Origin of the sequence: Streptomyces sp. NBC_00576 (assembly GCF_036345175.1) — a bacterium.
GTDB lineage: Bacteria > Actinomycetota > Actinomycetes > Streptomycetales > Streptomycetaceae > Streptomyces.
This window is the reverse complement of sequence record NZ_CP107780.1, coordinates 10,719,858-10,740,973: the sequence shown is the minus strand read 5'-3', so window position 1 is coordinate 10,740,973 and position 21,116 is coordinate 10,719,858. Positions and strand designations below refer to the sequence as shown.

Here is a 21,116-nt window from a genome sequence, read left to right as displayed (position 1 = left end):
GAGCTCCGAGCGCGCAGCTCTACCCTGCGGAGGGTGTGGCGCCCGCGCCGAAGGGCGGCACGTCCGCAGTGGTGACGTCCGGTCGCAGCCGGGCGACCCGGATCGGGTGCCGCCACGCTCCGCGCTCCTGGGCGGCGTCGACCACGACTTCTGCAACGAGGTCGGGCTCGACCAGGACGACGTCGGGCGCAGTGCGTGATCCCCAGGAGGCGGTGAAGCGGACGTCTTCCCACGCGTGTCCTGGGCCCGCTGGCATCAGATGTTCGGCCAGCTGCCGGGCGGTGTCCGGCCGCACCGGCGTGCTCCGGCCGACGGACCGCAGGATCCCGGCCTCGTCCAGGCGCCCCAGCATCAGCGTTTGGGGGTGGTCCGGTGCGCCGGTGATGGCACCGATGATGGCCTCGACCGACTGCGACGCCGGGCACGTCCTCGGGAACCTGGTGGCCCTGACGAGCCGGTACCTGAGGCGCTGGTGCCACGCGGGCGGCGGGGCACAGGCCGCCTACATCGCGGCCATGTTCCTGATCGAGCGCATGCAGGAGGTCGACCAGGTGTCCCAGTTCCTCGCCGACATCCGAGGCAACGTCGGCGCCGGGTACGGGGTGGCTGTGGCCTGAGCGGGCGGAAACCGCGACAGCGCCCGGGGACGGAGATTTCTCCGCCCCGGGCGCTGTCCTATTCGGGCGGGATGTCGCACGTAGCGAACCCGGTCAAGGAACGATGCACCAGCCCAACCCCGGCAGTGGCCATCGGATGCTGTGCACTCCCCCACTGCGATGCCGTGCACTCCAGGCCGATGTCGTGCATCGAGTGGAGCCCCCTGTCCGGGCATCAGGTGCGGTGGCGCGCACCGGGTGCGGTCCACTCCGCACGATGTCGTCCACTCCCGAGCCGGTGCTGCGCACCGCGGTGCGGGTCGGTGCGCGCACCGCTGGCGCGGCGAGGGTGCGCGATGCCGCCGCCAAGAGAAGCCGGATCGAGCCGAGTTCCTCTATCACACAGCCCCTTGTCCGCCGCTTGGACCAACCCGCGAAGGTGCGACAGGTCACACAAAATCGGCGTGCAGAGCGGTTCGGGCGCGCGCATCAAGCCTGGCCGGACGGGGCGCACCGGCTCGGGCAGACGTGCGCTGGTGCGGCGCACCGAGGATGTGGTGCGCGTGCCCGGGGCCACCGGTGCGCGCACCATCACCTCCCGCGCGCGCACCACGGTGCGGCAGCCGGGAGGCGAGGCGGTACGGCGGCCGGGAGTGCACGACATCGTCGGTGCGCACGGTGGCGTGCATCGTCGTCGCCGGTGCGCGTGCACGGTGGGCTTCACCCTCCAACCGGGACATCGCCGATCCGTCCATCGGCTGTGGGATGGGGGCCACCGTGCTCACTCACCTCTGGTGGCGTCGGCGTAGCCGCGCGGCCTGCCACGGGTTGGGCCGGCCGCCGGGGTAGTGCCGCGAGCGGCGACGGACCGGCGGCGGCTTCGGTGACTGGTACAGCGCCGCGCGCCGCGCCATGCGCAGCCGGGACGCGTCGATGAGCTGCTCCGGCTGCTCCGGCTGCTCCGGCTGCTCCGGCTGCTCCGGCGAAAGGTACAGCGGGGTCGGGTCGACCATCGGGGCCTCCATCCTTCGGCGGGGTCACTGCTGCGCACCCTCGCCGGTCCCCGCCGCCTCGAGGGCGTGCACTGCGCCCGCGTCCCGACATCTGGCCCGGCGACTTCGCGGTCCGTCCCGCAGGGCGGATTTCGCTGGCGGCCGGCATCCCCTTCAACGGTCGCGGCCCGCTGCCCTGCCCGGTTCGGGCTGCGTGGTGGTGTGCTGCTGCTGAGTGTCCGGGGCGGCGGCCGGGGCCGGCTGCGCCTGCTTCGTCTGGTCCGCGTGCTCTTCGACCATGCGGCCGCGGGCCTCTGCTGCGCGGGTGTGCGCGGCGATTCGGGCGAGGTTCTGCGGCGAGGTCATCCACGTCGCGGGGTCCGTCGTACGGCCCTCCAGGTACTCCTGCGGCATCGCGGCCTGCTGGTGAGCCTGGATGGCAGCGGCCCGCTGCGCCGGAGTTCGAGCGGTCGACGGCGTGCGGGGCGGCCTGGTCGTGGTCGCCGACCGGCGGCGTGGCGGAAGCGGTCGCGGCCGGCGCTTCATCCCGTACGGCGGGCGGTGTTGCGAGGGCGGCACGGATCGCGTTCTGCAGGGCGAGGCTGGCGCCCCGGGCCCGTTCGTACCGGGATGACTCCCGGGGCGGCTTCCCATCGGTGCCCGCGATCCACCAGCGGATGGGCCAGGCAAAGTCGGCGGTGTAGGAGAGCTGATCCGGGGCCGGGGTCCGCCGGCCCTTCTGCGGCACGGTGAGCTGACGGCCGTAGCGCTCCAGTGCCTGGTCGGCGATGTGGCTGTCGATGCCGGGCGCGTAGGCGCGGCCGCGCAGGGTCTCCATCAGATGCCGTCGCGCTTCGGCCAGGACGTGACGGCGGGAGAAGACCCCGCGCACGGTGAAGACGACCGCGGCGACGTCGACGGTGGCGAGCGCGGTGTCCACCAATGGCTTCACCCGGGCCCGGATCGCCGCACCGGCCGCCTGGCACCGCTGAAGCAATCCGTCGACCATCCGCTGCCCGAACTTCAGGAGCGCGGAGACACGCCACCACACGAGCAGCTGGTCCAGCGGGCGCGGGGTCTTCTTGTCCGGGCGGGTCTCTTGCGCCGCCCACCACGCCAGGCCGTGGCGGGCTCGCTCGCCGGGCAGATGACCGTGCTTCTTCACGTACTGGTCGGTGATGCCCTCGAGGACGTCCTCGATCCGGCGGCGGGTGGAGGACCAGTCGATGAGCTCCTGGTCGACCCCGGCTATCTCCATCACCGGGCGCAGGCCCGGCGTCACCTCCCGGGGCACGGTCGCCAGCCCGAGCTTTTCGCACACCTCGGTCGTCATCTCCAGGGTGTACTGCGTGTCGGCGGCCACGATGTTCTTGTAGAGGCGGACCGTGTCCAGCGCGTACCAGGAGCCGTCCGGGCAGTGCTCATGCAGGAGGGGAAATCCGTTCCTGTTGTCGTAGTGCTGGAATGCCGCGACGACCAGGGCAGGGGCCTTCGCGCGCTGGCGGCCGGACGCCCACCGGGTCGCTGCGACCTCGTCCTCCAGCCAGCGCAGCGTCTTGGTGACGGCCCGCTTGTGCGCCCGCTCGATGACCCGGCGCGTTCTGGCATCCCCCAGCGCCCACAGCACGACCAGTGACGCCTGCGGCCGGAACACGAGGTCCAGGGCGAGCAACGGTTTCTGCTTGCGCTGCTCGATCTCTTCGATCGGCTGCCCGAGGACCGTGGCCAGCCGCGCCGTGGCCGGGTCGGCGCCGTCGTCCAGGAGCTCCCGTTCCATACGGTCGGCATCCGGGTGCCGGCCCTGCCCGAACAGCAGCTCCATCTGCCGCTCCGTCACCGTCCCTCCAGCGGTGAGCCCGAGGGCGGCCAGGCCGCGCCCCCTCCACACCCCGGGCGGGAGTCCCGCCATCGCCTGAGCGTCTTTCAACGCCTGGCCGGCAGGTCGGCGGCCGTCCCCGAACGCGACTCCGCGCACGTAGTACCGCCAGGCGTTCCGCCTCTGGACCTTCGCAACACTGATCATCCCCACAGGGGACACCGGCTCTGACCTGCGGAAAAGAGCGATCCCGTGGGGCGGGAGAGTTCACCGGAACTTCACGGCCCATCCCGTACGGCGGGCGCCGGCGACAACGTCGCGCCCGCCCCGCGGACACCACGAGGCCATGCAAATCCTGCGCGACACCCAGTCACACACGCCTCACACACCCCGAAAACCGCCAGCAGACGCCAAGACGCACCCGCCTACGTACAACTCCCCCGGCCACCGGCCAAAGACGTTCCGCCCCGCACCACGTCATCGACTCCCTTGACCGCTTCACCCTCGAACGGCGCCGCCGCTTCCGCCAGGCCGTCACCGCCTTCGTCGCCGACCTGCGCACCGGCCGCTTCCGTGCCGGCCTCCGCGAAGCGCGCAAGTTCGCAGATTCTCGGACGGTACTGGGATGGAACCCGTACGCGGATCGCTGCGCAGACAAGCATTCCGTGTCAGTTCATCGGTTGTCGGCACCGTTGGGCTGCATCCACGGCTGGAGACGTGACGTCGGGGTTGGGGCTGAGACTTCTGCCGAGGGCGCGAAACGTCGGTGTCCAGTGGTCGTTACAGGAGCGTGTACCGAAATGGCCGCAGGCTTGGAGCGATCCGCGCCGCCTACATTGCCGAGGATCTTCTTGCTTCGCCACGTTGTTCCCCGCCCCACGACGGCTGCCCCCGATGCTCGCGACCTGATGGGTGTTCGGCAAGCGGTCAATGACGCCTTGGACCGCTTCCTCGATGCGAAGGAACACGGTCCTCACGGTGCGTACCTAGCCGACCCGCTTCGTGTGCTGCGCGACTTCCTTGGCGCGGGAGGCAAGCGCGTACGTCCGCTCTATCTGTGCACCGGCTGGTACGCCGTGAGCGGCGCGCCGCTCACGGCCGCGGTGCTGCAGGCCGCTGCCGGTGTGGAGCTGTTCCACACCTTCGCGCTGCTCCACGATGACGTCATCGACCGCTCCGAAATCCGGCACGATCGTCCTACCGCACACCGGCAGTTCGCCGTAGGAGGCGCCCGGCCACACGAGCCGCAGTTCGGGGAGAGCGCCGCGATCCTGCTGGGTGACCTGTGCGAGGCGTGGTCGGCGGAGCTGCTGGGTGACGCTGCGGCGGTCAGGCCGGCCCGCACTGTGCTCGATGCGATGCGCGGCGAGTTGATCGTGGGACAGTACCTGGACCTTTGCGCGAGCGGCGAGGGTTTGGGCACGGTGACCGACGCGATGCGGGTGATCCACTTCAAGACGACCAAGTACACCGTGGAACGGCCGATGCAGCTCGGAGCCGCCCTGGCCGGTGGCGACGCGACGGTACTGGAGGCGTGCGCGGCATACGCGAAGCCGCTGGGTGAAGCGTTCCAGTTGCTCGACGACCTGGAGGACGTGCTGGCATGCGTGGACGGGGGCACCGAGAGCGGCACGGATCTGCGTGAGGGCAAGCACACCGCTGTGCTCGCGCTGGCCTTTGAGGGCTGCGCCCCGGCTCGCGCGGCACGCTTGCGGCAACTCGTAGGGACCCGGGACATGACCGCCGGTCAGTTGGCCGAGGCCCGCGCCATCATCCATGAGAGCGGGGCGCCTCAGATCGTCAAGGAGATGATCCTCGACAGGCGTAGAAGTGCCATGAGCGTCCTTGAGCGCGCACCCTTCCACCTTTCCGCGAAAGACATGCTGATCCGCCTGACCGATCTCGCCATTCCACAGGTCGCCAGCTGGGCCGGAGCCTGACCACTCCGCATTCGCGCCCTTTGACAGCACACCGCGCCAGCTTTTCGACAAGGACCCCGATGACTTCTCCCACCGCTCACGCCCCACTCACTGCACCACCGCAACAGCAGCCGGTGCTACGGCACCTCGCCCTCATCCCGGATGGCAACCGCCGCTGGGCCCGCGCCAAGAATCTGCCGACGACTGAAGGGCACCGACGTGGCGGCGAACGCTGCCTCGACGTCCTCCAGTGGTGCAGCGAGTACCCCGAGATCGAGACCGTCAGCCTCGCCGTGTGCAGTATCGAGAACCTCGCCCGCCGCCCCGAAGTGGAAACGCGAGCCTTCGCCCGCGTCATCACCGAGTTGATCCGTCAAACCGCAGCCACTCGGCGCTGGCGGATCAACCTGATGGGCAACCCAGACATGTTCGGTCCAGCTGTGAGCGAAGTCCTCCACGAGGCCGTCACCGCGACCGCCGATGTGTCGGGGCCAGTGGCCAACTTCGCTGTCGCATACAGCGGACGCGATGAACTCCTACAAGCTGTCAACCAGCTGATGCGCGCCTCGACCACAAAGCAGAGTGCCGTCAGTGCCCACGACATCGAGCGCCACCTGGATACGGCGGGGCAGCCCGACTGCGACCTGATGATCCGCACGGCCGGTGTAGCCGGCCTGTGCGGCTTCATGCCCTGGCAGGGCACCTACAGCCAGCAGTACGTCTCGGCCACCGACTGGCCTGAATTCGCCGAATCCGACCTCGCTCGCGCAGTGGCCTCATACCACAGCCAAGAGCGCCGCATGGGTGGCTGAGACCATGCCCCTCCCCCACCCCACCACTGTGGCACCGGCGCCGCATCCCGTGCGGGCCGTGGTCTGCGATCTCGACCACACCCTCACCCCCCGTAGCTCCATGGTGGAGCTGTGCCGAGCCCTGCACGCGCCTCCCGCCGAGGTAGCCACACTGTTTCGCCAGCACCAGGCCGGTGAACTCAGCCATGATCAAGGACGAAGAGACCTGCTGGAACTACTGTGCCGGGCAGGACGTGCCGACCGCCAGACCATCGAGGCGGCCTTCACCGCCATGACGGTCAAGGACGATGCGTCTCGCCTGATCGCCGCCTTGCACGCCCGTGCCCTGCCCCTGTGTCTGATCTCCAGCTCCGCCCAGCTTTACGTCGACATCATGTCCGAACGCCTGGGCGCCGCCGACGGATACGGCAACGGGCAGCTGGTCTTCGACGACGCCGGTCAGCTCACAGACCTCGACTTCACCGACGAGACCGACCAGCTCAAGGTCGACCAGCTCCGCAAGTTCACCACCCGCCACGCCCTCGACCCGCGTGACGTCATCGCCATCGGCAACGGCCGCAACGACCTGCTCATGTTCGACGCCACGCGCAGGGGCATCCTCGTCACCACCAGCACATCCGCCCAACACGTCCACCGAGCCTGGGCCACCGTCCACAGCCTCGACGAGGCCATCGATCTCATCGATACCCAGCCCGCCACCATCCCGCCCCAACTGCCTCAGCAAGGGGCATGACCCCGGCATTCGGCTGGCGGACAAGCAAGTTCCACCTGATCGGTCAACCGCAGGCGGGAGTGTCCCGGGCCTCGCTCGCGATCCGCCACCCAGGTCGAACAGCTAGTGCCATCCGGCCTCCTGGCCCGTCACTCGTGCCGCGCACGGTCGTTGGTGATCACGTTGGCTGTCATTCGGGTATGGGAGGCGATCATGACTCCGATTGAGCGGACTGCACCTTCGGCGGGCAAAAGGCTGACTGTCGGCCGTGAGTCCCGCCGCCCGGGCGGTGCAGTCGTGACAGCAGGCCGACCGGTTCTTCGTATCCGGGATGTACACAAGAGCTATCGGAGACGTCAGGTTCTGCGCGGCGTATCGCTGGACCTGTTCGCGGGACAGTTGGTGGGCGTTGTGGGGGAGAACGGCGCCGGTAAAAGCACGTTGCTGCGCATCCTGGTGGGCGACCTCGCACCGGACAGCGGTGCGCTGGAGCGGCACGGCGTGGTGGGCAGTTGCCCGCAGGACGCAGTGCTGCACGGCGCGTTCTCCGTCGAACAGCACCTGCGGTACTTCCAGGCGGCCTACGGCCTGAACAGTCTGGACCGGGCCTTTGAGCTGCTTGAGCAGTTGAACTGCACGAGCTATCGGAGCGAGCGTCTGGCGACACTCAGCGGCGGCACCCGCCAGAAACTCAACCTGGTCATCGCCCTGATGCACGATCCGCAGGTGCTGCTCCTGGACGAGCCCTATCAGGGCTTCGACTGGGAGACCTACCTGCGGTTCTGGGACCTGGCGGCAGCCCTGCGGGACCGGGGCTGCGCGGTGCTGGTGGTGTCCCATCTCGCCTATGACGCCTCCCGCCTTGACACCCTGTACCGGCTGGATGCAGGGGTTCTGCGTGAGGTGGAGCGGGACGGCGCGGCAGGGGTGGCCTCGTGAAACGCTGGTGGTCCCGCTTCCGTACCGCGATGCGGTTTGCGCTCATCGAGCAGGCGCGCAACCGGCTTGCGCTGCTCATCGTGGTCCTCTTCGTTCCGCTGTGGACCACCCTGGCCTTCGAGGTGGTGGCAGGAGCCCCGCTGCGGTTCTACGTCCGTCCGGTCGGCCGCTTCGTCGTCATGGACGGCAACATCCTGACCCAGGTCACCGGGGCGCTGCAGGCACTCACGCTGGTCGTCGGGTTCATGATGTTCGTCGCCACCGCCCGCTCCGAGCACTTCGACCGGCGCCTCGTGCAGGCCGGCTACCCGCGTTCATGCCTCGCGCTGGCGAAGTGCTCCTCGCTCGTCCTGGTGGCGGCCGCGGTCGCCGTCTACGCCACCGCGTGGATGCACCTGTTCTGGCGGCCGGTTCAGCCCGCCGTGTTCGCCGCTGGGATGTTCACCGGCGCCCTGATCTACGGCGGCATCGGCATCGCGCTCGCAGCCGTGGTGCGCAGCGAGCTGGCCGGAATGTTCCTGACCATCCTGATCAGCTCCATCGACCTGCTGCTGCAGAACCCGCTGATCAACGCGAACGCGGACAGCGACATCGTGCGCTACCTGCCGGCGCACGGGGCAGTGCAGACCGCGATGGCGGCCGCCGGGCTGCACGTCATGCCCTGGAGCTGTCTGCTGCTGGGCACAGGCTGGGCTCTGGCCACCACAGGGCTGGGCATGACCGCCTCCGCCGCACGCACCCGCACCTACCGCACCGTCTCGCGGACAGTCCAGGGACCGAGGCCCGGTGAGACGGAAACCGCCCTGGTGTCCTGAAAGCCCGGCTGCCCCGGCATCCGCGTGACCAGCCCTGTTCGGGCTCGTTGGGGGAAGGGGCGCTCGTCCACACACGCCGCAATTCGTCATGGCAGGAGCTTCGGGATGTCCAAGCGGGCTGCGGAAGCGGCAGAGCACGCAACGACACCATCGGCGACCACGGGGACAGGGAGCCGCGCCTTCCTCGCCCCCACCCCCGCCGATCTCATCCTGCGGGACGTCGAACGGCACGCAGAGCACCCGGACGCCCTGTCGAACACCGGAGTGATGCTGCACCTGACCGGTGCCGTGCCCGACCTGGCCGAGCTGCGCCGGCACGTCGCCGCGCGCCTGCCCGACTTTCCCTGTCTGACGCACGTCCTGGACAGGGACGGGCCGACGGCACGGTGGATGCCCGCCGTCCCGGACATGGACCACCACATCCAGGCACAGCACATCGACGCAGGACCGCAAGCTCTCGATGCTGCAGTCCGGGGCCTTCTTGGGGAGCCTTGGCCCGAGGAAGTCCCCGCCTGGCGCCTGATCCTGCTGCACGGCCATGTCCCCAACGGGTTCGTGCTGTTGTACCTCACCCATCACGCACTGCAGGACGCCGGCAGCATTCTCGCGGTGCTGGAGGCCCTCTTCGGGCCACCGATGGACGCCGAGCAGTCCACAGCGGTGGCCCGAGGAGTCCCCCACACACCCCGGCTACGGCCAGGCCAGGTCCTGCGAAGCACCATGGTGCTGCTGCGGCGGGCCGGCAAACACCACCGATGGACTTCACCGGCACACCCACTCTCCAGCCGCCGCCACCTCATGTTGACCCACGCGCCCGCGACGTGGCTGCGGACAACGGCACGCGCCGGCGACGCCAGCACCAACGACGTCAATCTCACGGCCCTCGCCGACGCGATCGCGGGATGGGCGAAAACCGCATGGCCCCGCGCTGCCGACCTCCCCATCCCCGTCATGATCCCCATCAACCTCCGCACAGCCGAAGAAGTGACAGCCCCCGGCAATCGCCTGTTCATGGCCCGCATCGACCTGCCAGGCGGCACCATGCCACCGCTCCAACGACTGGCACGCACACGCACGCTCACCCACCAGCTGAAGTCGACGGAGCACAAGGCAGTACTCCGCGCGGCTCTCACTCGGCTCCCGATGTGGCCGTTTCAGCGTCTCGTGGCATTGATGACCGCCCCTGGCCGACTCACGCTCGGCGCTTCCTATGTCGTCGTGCGTCACCGTCTTCGCTACGGCGACGCGGAGGTGGACCGCATCGATCCCCTCATGTTCTGCCCGCCAGGTGCGCCCATGGCGGTTGCCGTATTCGTCTACGGACACGAGGCGAGTGCGTGTTTCCGCATCGACGAAGCACTCCCAGGTGCAGGAAGCCTTCCCGCACGCTGGCGACAAGCCCTCGACGATATGGCGGCCCAGGCTGTTCCGACATCGTCTGCCGGTGATCTTCGCTGATACGGTCCGATCATGCCGCGCCTGGTGGAAGTCCCTGGGTACGTACGTTTCTTGACCGCCTCGGCTGTGTCTGCTTTCGGTTCACAGGTCACGGGGCTGGCGTTGCAGATCCTTACCGCCGTGGTGCTGAGCGCATCCGCCACGGAGGTCGGCATCGTCAACGCCGCGCGCTGGGTCCCGTATCTACTCTTCGGACTCATAGCCGGTGTCCTGGTGGACCGCTGGCGGCGCAAGCCGATGATGGTCGCCACGGACCTCGGAAGGGCAGTCCTGCTCGGTGCGATACCGGTGCTGTACGCGCTGGATCTGCTCAGCATTCCCGCGCTGTGCTGTTCGTCTTCGCGTTCGGGGTGCTGTCTTTGCTGTTCGAGGCGCGGCCGGGGCAGGTCCAAAGGGGCCCATGGGATGATCTCGAAACCAGGTGGTGGGCTCGCGAACTTCGAGATTCCCAATGAGGCAGCAGGGGGAACGGGTGTCCGAGTTGGAATTTTCACCGCCGCTGTCCAGCCGAGGGCGCGGTTGGTACCGGGGTGACTGTCATGTGCACTCGGTAGTTTCGAGCGGCGGCGAGTTGACGCCGGAGCAGCTTGTGGCTGATGCCCGTGCAGCGGGGCTTGATTTCCTCGCGGCCACCGAGCACAACACGTCCGAGACGCATGGCGTCTGGAGTCGGCAGGTCGGCGACGATCTGCTGGTGATCCTGGGCCAGGAGGTTGTCACCCGGACCGGGCACTGGCTCGCTCTGGGGATTCCTTCAGGGCAAGTGGTCGACTGGCGCTATGGCGTGCGGGACAACATGATCGACCGGCATCTAGAAAATGTCCACCGTGCGGGTGGGCTCTGCGTCGCCGCCCACCCGCACGCGCCATACCCTTCAGGCACTTTCATGTACCCGTACCAGGGGTTCGACGTGGTTGAGGTATGGAACGGGCAGTGGAGTTCGGACGTGCCATGGCAGGCAGACAACGAGGCGGCCCTGGCCGAATGGGGGCGGAGCCTGGCTGCGGACATCCACCAGGGACGGTGGCGTCCGGCGATAGGTAACAGCGACACCCACCTTAAGACGTCATCTCAATTGGTGGATGACTGTGTAGATAGTCGCTGGCAGACGTGCTGTGGTGGCGGTTGAATGCCTTGGTGAGCGACTACTGGACACCCGCGCATCACGCGGTCGAGCACGAGGATGCCGAGACCCTGGCCCGGTTGCTGGCCCACGGTACCGATCCTGATGAGGCCTTCAGCAACATGACGCTGCTGACGCACGCGATCGACGCCGAGGGCGACGGCTCCCTGCAGAGCGGCCAACCGTTGACCGTGCACACCACTGCCGTGCTGCTGGCCTTCGGGGCTGACCCGGAGCTCGCCGATCCAGACGGTCGCACCCCCATGGACATCGCCAAGCACTACGGCCACGACCTGGCGGTGAAACTGCTGCGGACCCACATCAGCGGCCGAGCCGCCGGTAACAGATGAGGGTGCAGGCGATGCTCGTGAAAGCGAGGAAATGCTCGGCCTTGCGCTCATAACGACGGTGGAGACGGCGGCAGCCGGCGAGCCAGGACATGGTGCGTTCGATCGTCCAACGGTGACGTCCCAACCGCTGGGAGCTCTCAACTCCCTTGCGGGCGATACGGTGCCGGATGCCTCGGCTGCTTAACCATCGCCGCAGGTGGGCATAGTCGTAGCCCTTGTCGGCATGAAGCTTGTCGGGCTTGCGACGTCGGGGTCCCCGGCGGGAGCGGACCGGCGGTATGCCCTTCACGAGCGGGATCAGGGCCTGGCTGTCATGGACGTTGGCACCCGATATTCCCACGGACAGGGGCAGACCGGTCCGCTCCGTGATCAAGTGGATCTTTGAGCCGTACTTGCCCCGGTCGACAGGATTCGGACCTGTCAGGTCCCCCTTTTCAGGGCGCGCATGTTCACTGAGTCGATCGCACACCGAGACCAGTCCAGGTCACCGCGGGAGCCGAGTTCGTCAAGGACAAGGCGGTGGAGCTTCGCCCAGACCCTGGCCTTCGTCCACTCGGTGAAGCGGCGGTGAGCCGTCGCGCCGGACGGCCCGAAGGACGCGGCCGGCAACTGCTGCCAGGTGCAACCGGACGTTGCCACGAACACGATGGCAGCCAGCACTTCACGGTCACCGTGCCGCCGCCGACCACCGCCCTGAGGCCGTGAGGGCGCCTCCGGAACCACCCGCTGAAACAGCGCCCACAACTCGTCCGGCACCAGCCGCTCAACGATCCCCACCACAGCCAAGAGCCTAACAAGCCAGCCAAATGAGATGGCTTCTAAGGACCAGATCGCCGTCCCGCACACCGTCGTACTGGCCGAGGAACTGCGTGCCGACGAGATCCTCGCCGGGATCCGTGCGGGTCGGAGCTGGATCACTGAATCGGTAGCAGTCGAGCTGTTCTTCACGGTCTCTGCGGGTAATCAGAGCGCCGGGATCGGTGAACGGTTGGAAGCCAGCGATGAGCCAGCCGTCGCAAGAGTGGACGTACGCGGTGTGTCGGCGGGCACTGTCAGCTTTCACACTGAGCAAGGGGTGGCGCACCGCGCGTCGCTTACCTGCTCGGGATCGGATGCCGTGGAGTGGCCCATCAGTGCGGCGGATTCGGCGTTCATCCGTATCGAGGTACGCCATCCCGAAGGGCACATGGCGGCGCTCAGCAATCCGATCCTCCTGACCTGAACTAACCGAGATCAGGAGGATTACAGTAAACGCAACTGCCGACCATCGCAGCCCCGTCCCCAGCTGGCTCCTGGCCGCGGCAAGGAACATCATCGACGCCGCCTGGCGGCGAACGATCCGCGCCTGGCCAGGCGAGCCCGTCGGCAATGCCTTCGAACGCTTGGCTCTGCTCGGTGGTTTCTGTTCACGAGTTTCTCGTGAACAGACGGGTTCCCAGACCCCATCAACGTGGCATAGGCGAACTGACCGCCTCCAACGCAGCGGTGCACACCGAGGAACGAGCCGACCTGGTTCAGAGAAGTTACCAGCCCAAATGACACGGCACCGGCCCCACAGGGTTCGCGGCATCCGTAGCTCCAGGCCCGTGACGGGTGCGGGCCGGATCTACCGGTGTGCACGGTGAACAGCCGAACGGCGCCGACCGGGCCCGCCGCCCGCACCTCGATCACGCCGACCCGGCGTGATCGCATGCCGAGCGGGCGCGGAGGTCCAGAGAGGCGGTCATGCGGGTGGCGGGCGTCCGGACGCGTCGTCCGATCAGGGCTGACCCGCAGGGGGGTGGTCGCAGACGGCCGTGCGGCCCGTAGCGGCCCGGCGGGAGGTGCCCGGATAGCCGCCCGCTCGCAGGGCCCTGTCGATCCCGGTATTGACGGTCTCCGCGCAGCGGGCGGCGGCTCGCAGATTTCGCAGGGCGTCCAACAGGGCGGTGTTGTCGTGCGCCTCCAGGGCTCGGTTACAGCCGCGGTTGCCGGTGTCCGCCCAGGTGACCATCCGGTGCCAGTCGGCTCGAAGGAGCGGGTCGGCGGGTACCCGGAACCAGACCATCTCGAACCAGGCGGCCCGCCCCCAGCTGGTGCAGACCGGCAGCACCGTCCGGTTCAGCGCGCCCCAGGGGTCCTTGGTGGCCTGCGCCGCCCGGAGGACGGCGGTCAGCTGGCTGTCGTACGACACCGCGAGGTTGATGAGATCGTCGCCGCTGAGCCGGTACCAGGCCCGGATCTGGCGCAGGCGGGCGGCGTCCGACAGGTGTGGTTCCGGCAGACCCCAGTACTGCACCAGGTTGCGCTGGGAAGTGATCTGGTTGGTCGTGAACCCGAGCCGGTACCTCCCCACGGCGCCCTGCGTCGCGGTGCCCGCGAGCGCCACCGCGCACAGCAGTGCCACCGCGGTCCGGACGCGGCGTCCCGGGGCTGGGGTGGGAGTGGGGGCCTCCGGCTGCCGTCGACGGCGCAGAAGCGTGGCGGCGAGCGCGATGACGAGGGCGGCGAGCGCGGACAGGACCAGGGCATTGTTCAGCACGAAGTCGAACGGGAACAGCGGCCTTCGCCAGGCCGGCCGCCAGGCGCAGCTGTCCGAGAGGACGTCGAGGGGGGCGATGCAGCCGTCCACCGACACGAGAAGGGTCATGGCGGCGAGACCCAGCAGGGCCGTCGTCTGAGCGGCGATCAGTGCGCCCAGCAGCCGGTAGCGGCGGTCCGCGGTGCTCGCCGCCGCCGCGGACGCGGCTGCGGGCAGGCAGAGCGCCGACAGTAGGAGGGCCACGTAGCGGAACGCGTAGAGCCCGCCCCGGGCGGCCGGCACCGGCTGCCCGGTGTGTACGTAGGTCTGGACGCCCGCCACGGCCAGGCAGGCCAGCGCACCGCCCAGCAGTCCGGGCCGCAAGACCTTGCGCAGCGGGGCCGCGGGAGCTTCCGGGTAAGCCGCCCGGTCCGGCACCCAGCGGGGGGTGCCGGACGCCGGACCGCTCGCCCAGGCGAACAGCGGAACGGCCCACAGGACGGTGATCGCGAGGGCGCCCATCGGTGTCTCGGCGATGCTGTCCAGCTGCGGCTGGAGCACGGCGAGGCCGGGAATCGCGCTCAGGTCCCCGGTCGGCGCCTGGGAGGGCAGCCACTGCAGGATCCCCCGGGCGATCATCTCGGCGCTCGGTCCGGCCCCGTTCAGGTTCGTGGCGCCGGCGAGCATCCACCACGTGAGCCACGACATCATGGCGAGGGAGGCGGCGGCCACGCAGGACGCGAGCGCGGGCCGCAGGGTCCGGCCCCTCGCGGCGCCGGCCCACAGACGCGCGCACTGGGTCACCCACCAGCCGAAGGCGGCCCCTGCCGCCACCGGAATGAGCAAGACCGGCGGCCGCTGCGGCAGCCAGGCCCAGCCCGCGCCGAAGCCGCTCAGGACCAGGCCCGCCGACATCCCGGCACCCAGCCACGCCCCGGCCCAGGCCCCGGAGGGCACGCGGGTGCCGGTCAGCACGGCGTACACCACCGCCCGCCACAGGGCGACTACGACCGCGCCGGTCACCAGCGCACCGGGAACGGTCACCAGGACCGTCATCAGGTTGTTGGTGAAATTGACGCGGTACTGGGCGATCTGCTGAAGCACCTGCGGCACGGCCAGGGCGGGCACGGTACCGATGAGGAAGATCGGCAGGACCGCGATACGGAACAGCGGTGCGGGATCGGCCAGCGCGCCCCGGCGCAGACCCCATTGCGGATGTGTACGCCACAGTTCGGCGAACGAGTCCAGGGCGCGGCGCACCGCGCTCCCGGGCGGCGGGGCGGTGACGGACCAGCCGTGCGGGTCCGCGCCCCAGCGCACCGCGGTCAGGTCGGCGTAGATCTCCCGGCTCCGCAGCGCGTCGGAGCGGGCCAGGTACAGCAGCACGACCATGACGACGGCCAGCACCGCTGGCCGGCCCAGCCGCGGCACGCCGCCGCCCGCCATGACGCCGTAGACCACGTAGCCCAGGCAGAGCAGGTACGGCAGCAGCACCAGCCCGAGGAAGACCCGCCACAGGGCGACCGTGAGGTACGTCAGGGTGACGTCACGGTTGGCGATGTGGGCGAGCTCGTGCAGCAGCACCGCCCGGAACCGTTCCGGATCGCTGCGCCGGATGACGAGCAGGCCGCCGTGCAGGCAGACGACCGGACGGCGAGTACGCCCGAAGACCACCGCGCCAACCGAGGTGGCCGCGGGATCGACCACGAACCGGGGCATCGGCGACACATCCGCAACGGTGCACAACTCACCTATCAGAGAGCGGAGTTCACCGTCCTTGTCGACCGTCTCCAGCGGGACGACACGGTTTTGCCGGGCCTTCCACATGGGCAGTACGGCGAAGAGCAGCCCGGCCGCGACCATCAGCACCAGGGGCCAGCCGGCGATCTGCCACCAGGGCGGCGCGGGCGCCCAGAGGGACAGGCAGAAGTGGGTGGCGGCCCCCTGGCCGGAGATGCTGAGTGACGTGTTCCAGTAGCTGCTGTCGGTGGGGTCCACACCCGCGGCGAGGCTGCACCCGGCCTGGTCCCTACCCACGGGGTACGCCGTCTTCCTACCGCTGGGCCTGCTGCTGAGCCGTGCGCTGGTTCAGAGAAGCCTGCGTCCGCTGCTCCCTCCTCCGCCCCGACCCAGCCCAACGGGCACGGCTTGCCGAGATCCGCGACAACTTGATCGCCCGAATCGCCGAAGCCGAGACGGAAGGCCGGCTCGGCGAGATCGAAGGTCTCCAGGTCAGCCTGGCTGGCGCCGAGGAGAAGCTCCGCCAGGTCGATGCCGAGCAGGTCAGCCGCCACACCGCCACGGACCTCGGTATCCCGGCGTTCCGCGGCATCGCCGGCAGGGGCGGCACGTCACCCCTGCTGCCCCGGTGAAGCATTCTCCTTGCCGGTCTTTGCGTCCACGGCCGTCAGGAGCGAGCCGAAGACGGGCCGCTCCAGGGCTTCGGCACGCTTCTGGTCGACGGGCTTGCCGGTGTAGTCGGGGCGCCGGTTGGCCCAACTAAGCCGTTTGCGGTCCTGGGGACGCTGTCTCCAGAGCCGGGGTCAGCGGGCGAGGACGCGGTTCAGCCAGGCCAGCAGGTCGCTGACGATCTCCTGTTTGTTGGTCTCGTGGAACAGCTCGTGGCGGGCTGCGGGATAAATGAGATAGGCCAGGTCGATGAGGCCGGCCTCGCTGTAGCGTTCGACAAGCAGGTTGCTGAGTGAGAGCTCGGCGTTCAGCGGGTCGTGATCCCCGACCAGGACGCAGATGGGCAGATCCTCCGGGATGCCCTTGGGCTGGGCAAGTGACGCCGAGGCGATGGTTATGTCGGCCATGCCCTGGGCGTCGAGGCTGAAGCCGCACATGGGGTCGGCGAGGTAGGTGTCGACGGCCGGTTCGTCCCGGCTGAGCCAGTCGAACGGTGTGCGGCTGGGCTGGAACGCCTGGTTGAGCGCGAGCATCGGGTCTCCTCCTTTCGCGGCCTCTTGGGCCTGTGCCGCGAGCATGACGTCTACCGCGGTGGTACCGGCGAGGGCGAGGGCGTCGATCAGGTGGGCGTGGTCCAGGGCGTACTGCTGTGAGGCGAAGGAGCCGAGGCTGTGTCCGAGCAGCACCAGGGGCAGGCCGGGGTGCCGCTCGCGGATGGTTTCCGACAGGGCGACCATGTCACCGACGAGTCGGTTCCAGCCGTCGTCCCCGAGATGACCGGGCTCGGCGTGCCTGCTCAGCCCGTGTCCGCGGTGATCGTTGGCATAGACGGCGTAGCCCTGACCGGTCAGTGCTGCCGCGAGTGGGGCGTAACGGCCGGCGTGCTCTCCCATGCCGTGGGCGATCTGGACGACGGCTCGCGGTGGAGTGTCCGTCTTCCATTCGTGCACGTGTATCTGGACGCCGTCTTCGCTGTCGAAGGTGAACATCGGACTCCTTGTCTTGTTGTCCTGGGTACGCGGGCAGGCCTGAGCGTCCGGCCGAGTTGGTAGGGGGTGGGCCGGCCCGAGCGGTTCAGGCTCACGGTGGTTGTGGTGTACGGCGGTTGGGGCCGCCGACCGGGTCAGGCGGGCTGCTCTCCGAGGTAGCCGGCGATGATCCGGGACTGGTCGGCCCGGAGTTCCCGGGCCGTGGCGTGCGTGGTGATCTCGCCGTGGGAGAGGACGTAGCCGCGGTCGGCGATGTCGAGGGCGAGACCGACGTGCTGTTCGACGAGCAGCACTCCGCAGCCGGTGTCGTCGGCATAGCGCCTGACGATGGGCAGCAACTCCTCGACGATGATGGGTGCCAGGCCGAGGCTGAGCTCGTCGAGCAGGAGCAGCTTGGGGCCGCGGGCCAGGGCTCGTCCCATGGCGAGCATCTGCTGCTCGCCGCCGGAGAGCAGTCCTGCCCTGCGGTCCTGGAGGCGGGACAGGGCGGGGAAGTAACGCTCGGCGGCCGTCTGGTCGAGGCGCTCGCCCCGGTGACAGAGGCGCAGGTGTTCCGCCACCGTGAGGCCGGAGAAGATGCCGCGTCCTTCCGGGACGTGGGCGATGCCGAGGCGGGCGCGCGTCGCTGCCGGAATCCTGCCGAGGTCCGTTCCGTTGAAGGTGATCGTGCCGGCGAGAGGGCGCAGCAGCGCGGAGACGGCCTTGAGTGTGGTGGTCTTCCCCGCTCCGTTGGCCCCGAGGAGGGCGACGACTTCTCCCGCGCCCACTTCGAGGTCGATCCCGCGGATGACAGCGGCTCCGTCGTATCCGGCGGTGAGGCCGGCCACCTCCAGGACTGGGGTACTCATGGTGTCTCCGGTGTGCTGGTGAGGGCCTTGGCGGAGCCATCGCTCGACGTGTTGGACGCGGTGGCGGGCTGGGCGGTGGAAGCCCCGAGGTAGGCGGCGATGACGGCGGGGTCGGTTCGGACCTGGGCCGGTGTCCCGGAGGCGATCACCTTGCCGAACTCCAGGACGACGATGTGGTCGCAGATGCCCATCACGAGGCTCATGTCGTGGTCGATGAGGAGCAGTGCGGTGCCGGCGTCAGCGAGCGCGCGCAGTCTGTGTCCGAGTTCGGCGCTCTCCGTCGTGTCCAGGCCGGCGGCGGGTTCGTCGAGACAGATGATGCGGGGCCGGGCTGCCAAGGCCCGTGCCACACCGACGAGTTTGCGTCTGCCCTGTGACAGCTCGCTGGCCGAGGCGTCGGCCAGGTCCTCCAGTCCCAGAGCCGCGAGGGCCTCCGGGACAGCGGGGTTCGGGGCCGGGCGGCGGCCGAAGGTCTCGCCGAGCGCGGTCCACCACGTCGAAGGGTCCGCCGTGACCTGGAGGTTCTCCGCGACCGTGAGGTCTTCGAAGAGTTCGCTGCTCTGGAAGGTGCGGGCGAGTCCTCGGCGGGCCCGTACATGGGGCGGCCGTCCGGTCAGGTCCTTGCCGTCCAGTTCCACCCTTCCTCGGGCGGCGACGAGGCCGGTGACCGCGTCCACGAAGGTGGTCTTGCCGGCCCCGTTGGGGCCGATGAGCCCCACGAGTTGGCCCTCGCCGACCTCCAGGGAGACATCACTGAGCGCGTGGACGCCGCCGTAGCTGACGCCCAACTGCTGGACAGAGAGCACGTTCACGATGCGACCTCCTTGGCGTCGGCAGTGGTACGGCCGAGGTGGATCTGTGGGGAGCCGACGGCGGCTGCGCTGTCGGCCGGTGGTCCTGTCGTGGCCGCCGTGCGTCTCGTCCTCTTCGCCGTTCTCCGGCGGTGGACGGCGCCCGCGATGCCGTCGGGGTTGGCGATCAGTGTCACGATCAGGGAGACGCCGCCGAAGAGCAGGGCCCATGTGCCCTTGATCCCGAACCACTTGTCCAGCGCGTGGGGCAGCAGCGCCTCGGTGGACATCAGCCCCGCGATCACGGCTCCGGACACCATGGTGATGCCGCCGATGTAGGCGAAACCGATCAGGCCGAGGGCGGCCAGCGCGGTGAAGCGGGCGGCGCTGACCGAGCCGAAGTTGTAGCCGTAGAGGGTGCCGGCGGCGCTGGCGATGAAGGAACTGATCGCGAACGCGGCGATCTTCACGGCCCGCACGTCGACACCGGCTGCCGCGGCGGCGCGCTCGTTGGAGCGGACGGCGAGCATCCGCCGGCCGAGTCCGGTGCGCCTGAGATGGGCGACGTACAGTCCGAGGGCGACGGTGACGGCCAGGACGAGGAAGCCGAACATGGGGCTGGGTTCGTTGCCGTCCAGGCCGCGGAAGTCCGCTTTCGGCCCGAGGTCGATCCCGAAAAGGCGCGGCGGGGGTACGGACACTCCGGCCGTTCCGCCGAACGAGGTGTTGTTGAACAGTGCCTGTTCCATGGCCAGGGCCGCGGCCAGGGTGACGACGGCCAGGCTCACACCCCGCACCCGCAGGGCGGCGACGCCCGCGGCCACTCCGAGCAGTGTGGCCGGCACCATCGCGCCGAGGGCGGAGATCGGGAACGGGATCCCCAACCGGACAGAGAGGTGGGAGAGGACGAATCCCGCGGTTCCGGAGAGCGCGAGCTGCATCACGGAGATCTGTCCCACGTAGCCGGTGATGACGACGTAGGACAGGACGATGACCATGCCGATCAACGAGTTCGTGAGTGCCTGGCGGAAGTCGAACGGGAGCACTATCAGCGCGGCGGCGGCGACCGCGGCGGATATCAGGGCGGGACGCAGCAGACGCTCGGGCAGGGGCACCGCGGGCAGCCGCTGTTCGACGAGTTCACCGCGGCGCGGCAGACCGGCGCCGCGTACGTACAGGGCGACGACCATCAGGGTGAAGACGAGGAGCTGCTGGAGGCCGGGCATGGCGTTGCCGTTGTCGGTCGGGAACCAGCTCTGCGTGGACAGGTAGTACACGATCGACTGGAGCACGCCGATGAGGATGCCCGTGGTGCAGGCGATCCACAGCGAGGTGAACCCGGCGAAGAGGGCGGCGGCCAGGGCCGGGACCACCTGCAGGGGGAGGGTCATGGAGTCGACCTGGACGATGGGCGCGGCCAGGACACCGAGCAGCCCGGCGACCAGGGCGGCCAGGAGCGTGTTGGCCATCGAGACGCTGTTGGGTGACAGGCCTGCCAGAAGAGCGGCCTGTTCGTTCTCCGAGGCCGCGCGGGTGGCCAGGCCGAAGCGGCTCCACCGGTACAGGGCCCCGAGGACCAGGGCGATCACGACGACCAGTCCGGCCAGGACGAAGCGGTCGGAGGGTGTGGTGACGCCCAGCATGGTGACGGTGTCGGCGGGAAGGATGCTCGGTGCCTGCTGCGGCTGAACCCCGAAAACCAGGAGCACGGTGGCCTGCAGGGTGAGCAGGATGCCGAGGGAGGCCGCGAGTTTGGCCAGGGGCGAGACGGTTCGCAGCGGCTTGAAGACCGCCACCTCGGTGAGTACTCCGACGGCGAGTGCGACCGCGAGGGCCCCGACGAGAGCGGGCCCGACGGGCAGCGTGAATCCGAAGAAGCCGGTGGTCAGGGCCCAGAAGGCATAGGCCGAGGCCATGGCGACCGCGCCGGTGGACAGGTTGATGATGCCCGAGCCCCGGTAGGTGATCACGACGCCGAGCGCGATGCCGGCGATCAGTGCTCCCTGGCCGAGGCCGAGCACGGCGAAGAGCAGTATCTGTTCCAATG

Annotated in this window: 19 protein-coding genes and 1 pseudogene; 12 read left to right on the top strand and 8 right to left on the bottom strand. The window is 69.2% G+C overall.

Translation table 11 applies throughout. The features are described from left to right. Positions 1 to 19 precede the first annotated feature (19 nt). The gene (locus OG734_RS46865) at positions 20 to 352 is read right to left on the bottom strand and encodes a hypothetical protein (protein WP_330293479.1); all 333 of its coding nucleotides are present in this window, start codon (positions 350 to 352) and stop codon (positions 20 to 22) included. 31 nt (positions 353 to 383) lie between these two features. Here OG734_RS46865 and OG734_RS46860 point away from each other — a divergent pair, with 31 nt between their 5' ends. Next, on the top strand, positions 384 to 617 hold the full coding sequence (locus OG734_RS46860) for a hypothetical protein (RefSeq protein WP_330293478.1): 234 nt from the start codon (positions 384 to 386) through the stop codon (positions 615 to 617). Between the two features lie 699 nt (positions 618 to 1,316). Here the strand turns inward: OG734_RS46860 and mobF are convergent. Further along, positions 1,317 to 3,611 (bottom strand): MobF family relaxase, encoded by a 2,295-nt coding sequence (mobF, locus tag OG734_RS46855; protein WP_330293477.1) that lies wholly within the window; start codon positions 3,609 to 3,611, stop codon positions 1,317 to 1,319. A gap of 731 nt (positions 3,612 to 4,342) precedes the next feature. Between mobF and OG734_RS46850 the strand changes: the two genes are divergently transcribed. From OG734_RS46850 to OG734_RS46810, 9 genes and pseudogenes are all read left to right on the top strand, one after another. Then, the gene (locus OG734_RS46850) at positions 4,343 to 5,344 is read left to right on the top strand and encodes a polyprenyl synthetase family protein (protein WP_330293476.1); all 1,002 of its coding nucleotides are present in this window, start codon (positions 4,343 to 4,345) and stop codon (positions 5,342 to 5,344) included. 59 nt (positions 5,345 to 5,403) lie between these two features. Then, complete coding sequence (uppS, locus tag OG734_RS46845; protein ID WP_330293475.1) at positions 5,404 to 6,135, top strand: polyprenyl diphosphate synthase; 732 nt, start codon at positions 5,404 to 5,406, stop codon at positions 6,133 to 6,135. Continuing rightward, complete coding sequence (locus tag OG734_RS46840; RefSeq protein ID WP_330293474.1) at positions 6,128 to 6,868, top strand: HAD family hydrolase; 741 nt, start codon at positions 6,128 to 6,130, stop codon at positions 6,866 to 6,868. Before uppS ends, OG734_RS46840 begins: the two co-directional genes overlap by 8 nt. A gap of 276 nt (positions 6,869 to 7,144) precedes the next feature. Continuing rightward, positions 7,145 to 7,786, top strand: a complete 642-nt coding sequence (locus OG734_RS46835; protein ID WP_330293473.1) for an ABC transporter ATP-binding protein — start codon at positions 7,145 to 7,147, stop codon at positions 7,784 to 7,786. Beyond that, on the top strand, positions 7,783 to 8,601 hold the full coding sequence (locus OG734_RS46830; RefSeq protein WP_330293472.1) for an ABC transporter permease: 819 nt from the start codon (positions 7,783 to 7,785) through the stop codon (positions 8,599 to 8,601). Before OG734_RS46835 ends, OG734_RS46830 begins: the two co-directional genes overlap by 4 nt. A 105-nt stretch (positions 8,602 to 8,706) precedes the next feature. Further along, positions 8,707 to 10,059 (top strand): hypothetical protein, encoded by a 1,353-nt coding sequence (locus tag OG734_RS46825; protein WP_330293471.1) that lies wholly within the window; start codon positions 8,707 to 8,709, stop codon positions 10,057 to 10,059. 12 nt (positions 10,060 to 10,071) lie between these two features. Beyond that, positions 10,072 to 10,433, top strand: a pseudogene (locus OG734_RS46820) (MFS transporter); the annotation flags it as partial. A gap of 98 nt (positions 10,434 to 10,531) precedes the next feature. Beyond that, complete coding sequence (locus tag OG734_RS46815; protein ID WP_330293470.1) at positions 10,532 to 11,188, top strand: CehA/McbA family metallohydrolase; 657 nt, start codon at positions 10,532 to 10,534, stop codon at positions 11,186 to 11,188. An 8-nt stretch (positions 11,189 to 11,196) separates the two neighbouring features. Continuing rightward, the gene (locus OG734_RS46810) at positions 11,197 to 11,532 is read left to right on the top strand and encodes an ankyrin repeat domain-containing protein (protein WP_330285397.1); all 336 of its coding nucleotides are present in this window, start codon (positions 11,197 to 11,199) and stop codon (positions 11,530 to 11,532) included. Here the strand turns inward: OG734_RS46810 and OG734_RS46805 are convergent. After that, positions 11,504 to 12,303 (bottom strand): IS5 family transposase gene (locus tag OG734_RS46805; protein WP_199820873.1). Its coding sequence is split into 2 segments (ribosomal slippage): positions 11,504 to 11,964 and positions 11,964 to 12,303, totalling 801 coding nucleotides; the frame shifts between segments, so codons are not numbered across the junction. The genes OG734_RS46810 and OG734_RS46805 overlap by 29 nt on opposite strands. A 40-nt stretch (positions 12,304 to 12,343) precedes the next feature. Between OG734_RS46805 and OG734_RS46800 the strand changes: the two genes are divergently transcribed. Next, positions 12,344 to 12,754 (top strand): hypothetical protein, encoded by a 411-nt coding sequence (locus tag OG734_RS46800; RefSeq protein ID WP_330293469.1) that lies wholly within the window; start codon positions 12,344 to 12,346, stop codon positions 12,752 to 12,754. 537 nt (positions 12,755 to 13,291) lie between these two features. Here the strand turns inward: OG734_RS46800 and OG734_RS46795 are convergent. Continuing rightward, positions 13,292 to 16,069: a M48 family metallopeptidase gene (locus OG734_RS46795; RefSeq protein ID WP_330293468.1), complete on the bottom strand. Its 2,778-nt coding sequence runs from the start codon at positions 16,067 to 16,069 to the stop codon at positions 13,292 to 13,294. A 131-nt stretch (positions 16,070 to 16,200) separates the two neighbouring features. Between OG734_RS46795 and OG734_RS46790 the strand changes: the two genes are divergently transcribed. Then, positions 16,201 to 16,404 carry a hypothetical protein gene (locus tag OG734_RS46790; RefSeq protein WP_330293467.1) on the top strand — a complete coding sequence of 68 codons (204 nt, stop codon included), beginning with the start codon at positions 16,201 to 16,203 and terminating at the stop codon, positions 16,402 to 16,404. 171 nt (positions 16,405 to 16,575) lie between these two features. Here the strand turns inward: OG734_RS46790 and OG734_RS46785 are convergent, their stop codons facing one another. From OG734_RS46785 to OG734_RS46770, 4 genes are all read right to left on the bottom strand, one after another. Next, positions 16,576 to 17,430 (bottom strand): alpha/beta hydrolase, encoded by an 855-nt coding sequence (locus OG734_RS46785; protein WP_330293466.1) that lies wholly within the window; start codon positions 17,428 to 17,430, stop codon positions 16,576 to 16,578. Between the two features lie 134 nt (positions 17,431 to 17,564). Continuing rightward, entirely contained in the window at positions 17,565 to 18,278 is a 714-nt protein-coding gene (locus OG734_RS46780; RefSeq protein ID WP_330293465.1) for an ABC transporter ATP-binding protein, read from the bottom strand. Further along, positions 18,275 to 19,090: an ABC transporter ATP-binding protein gene (locus OG734_RS46775; protein ID WP_330293464.1), complete on the bottom strand. Its 816-nt coding sequence runs from the start codon at positions 19,088 to 19,090 to the stop codon at positions 18,275 to 18,277. Before OG734_RS46775 ends, OG734_RS46780 begins: the two co-directional genes overlap by 4 nt. Beyond that, positions 19,087 to 21,114 (bottom strand): branched-chain amino acid ABC transporter permease, encoded by a 2,028-nt coding sequence (locus OG734_RS46770; protein WP_330293463.1) that lies wholly within the window; start codon positions 21,112 to 21,114, stop codon positions 19,087 to 19,089. The genes OG734_RS46775 and OG734_RS46770 overlap by 4 nt, the downstream gene beginning before the upstream one ends. Positions 21,115 to 21,116: the final 2 nt, after the last annotated feature.

Coding starts and splice junctions, on each gene's coding strand:
- OG734_RS46860 (WP_330293478.1), top strand. CDS start 384: ATGGCACCGATGATGGCCTCGACCGACTGCGACGCCGGGCACGTCCTC.
- OG734_RS46825 (WP_330293471.1), top strand. CDS start 8,707: ATGTCCAAGCGGGCTGCGGAAGCGGCAGAGCACGCAACGACACCATCG.
- mobF (WP_330293477.1), bottom strand. CDS start 3,611: ATGATCAGTGTTGCGAAGGTCCAGAGGCGGAACGCCTGGCGGTACTAC.
- OG734_RS46785 (WP_330293466.1), bottom strand. CDS start 17,430: ATGTTCACCTTCGACAGCGAAGACGGCGTCCAGATACACGTGCACGAA.
- OG734_RS46780 (WP_330293465.1), bottom strand. CDS start 18,278: ATGAGTACCCCAGTCCTGGAGGTGGCCGGCCTCACCGCCGGATACGAC.
- uppS (WP_330293475.1), top strand. CDS start 5,404: ATGACTTCTCCCACCGCTCACGCCCCACTCACTGCACCACCGCAACAG.
- OG734_RS46800 (WP_330293469.1), top strand. CDS start 12,344: ATGGCTTCTAAGGACCAGATCGCCGTCCCGCACACCGTCGTACTGGCC.
- OG734_RS46865 (WP_330293479.1), bottom strand. CDS start 352: ATGCTGGGGCGCCTGGACGAGGCCGGGATCCTGCGGTCCGTCGGCCGG.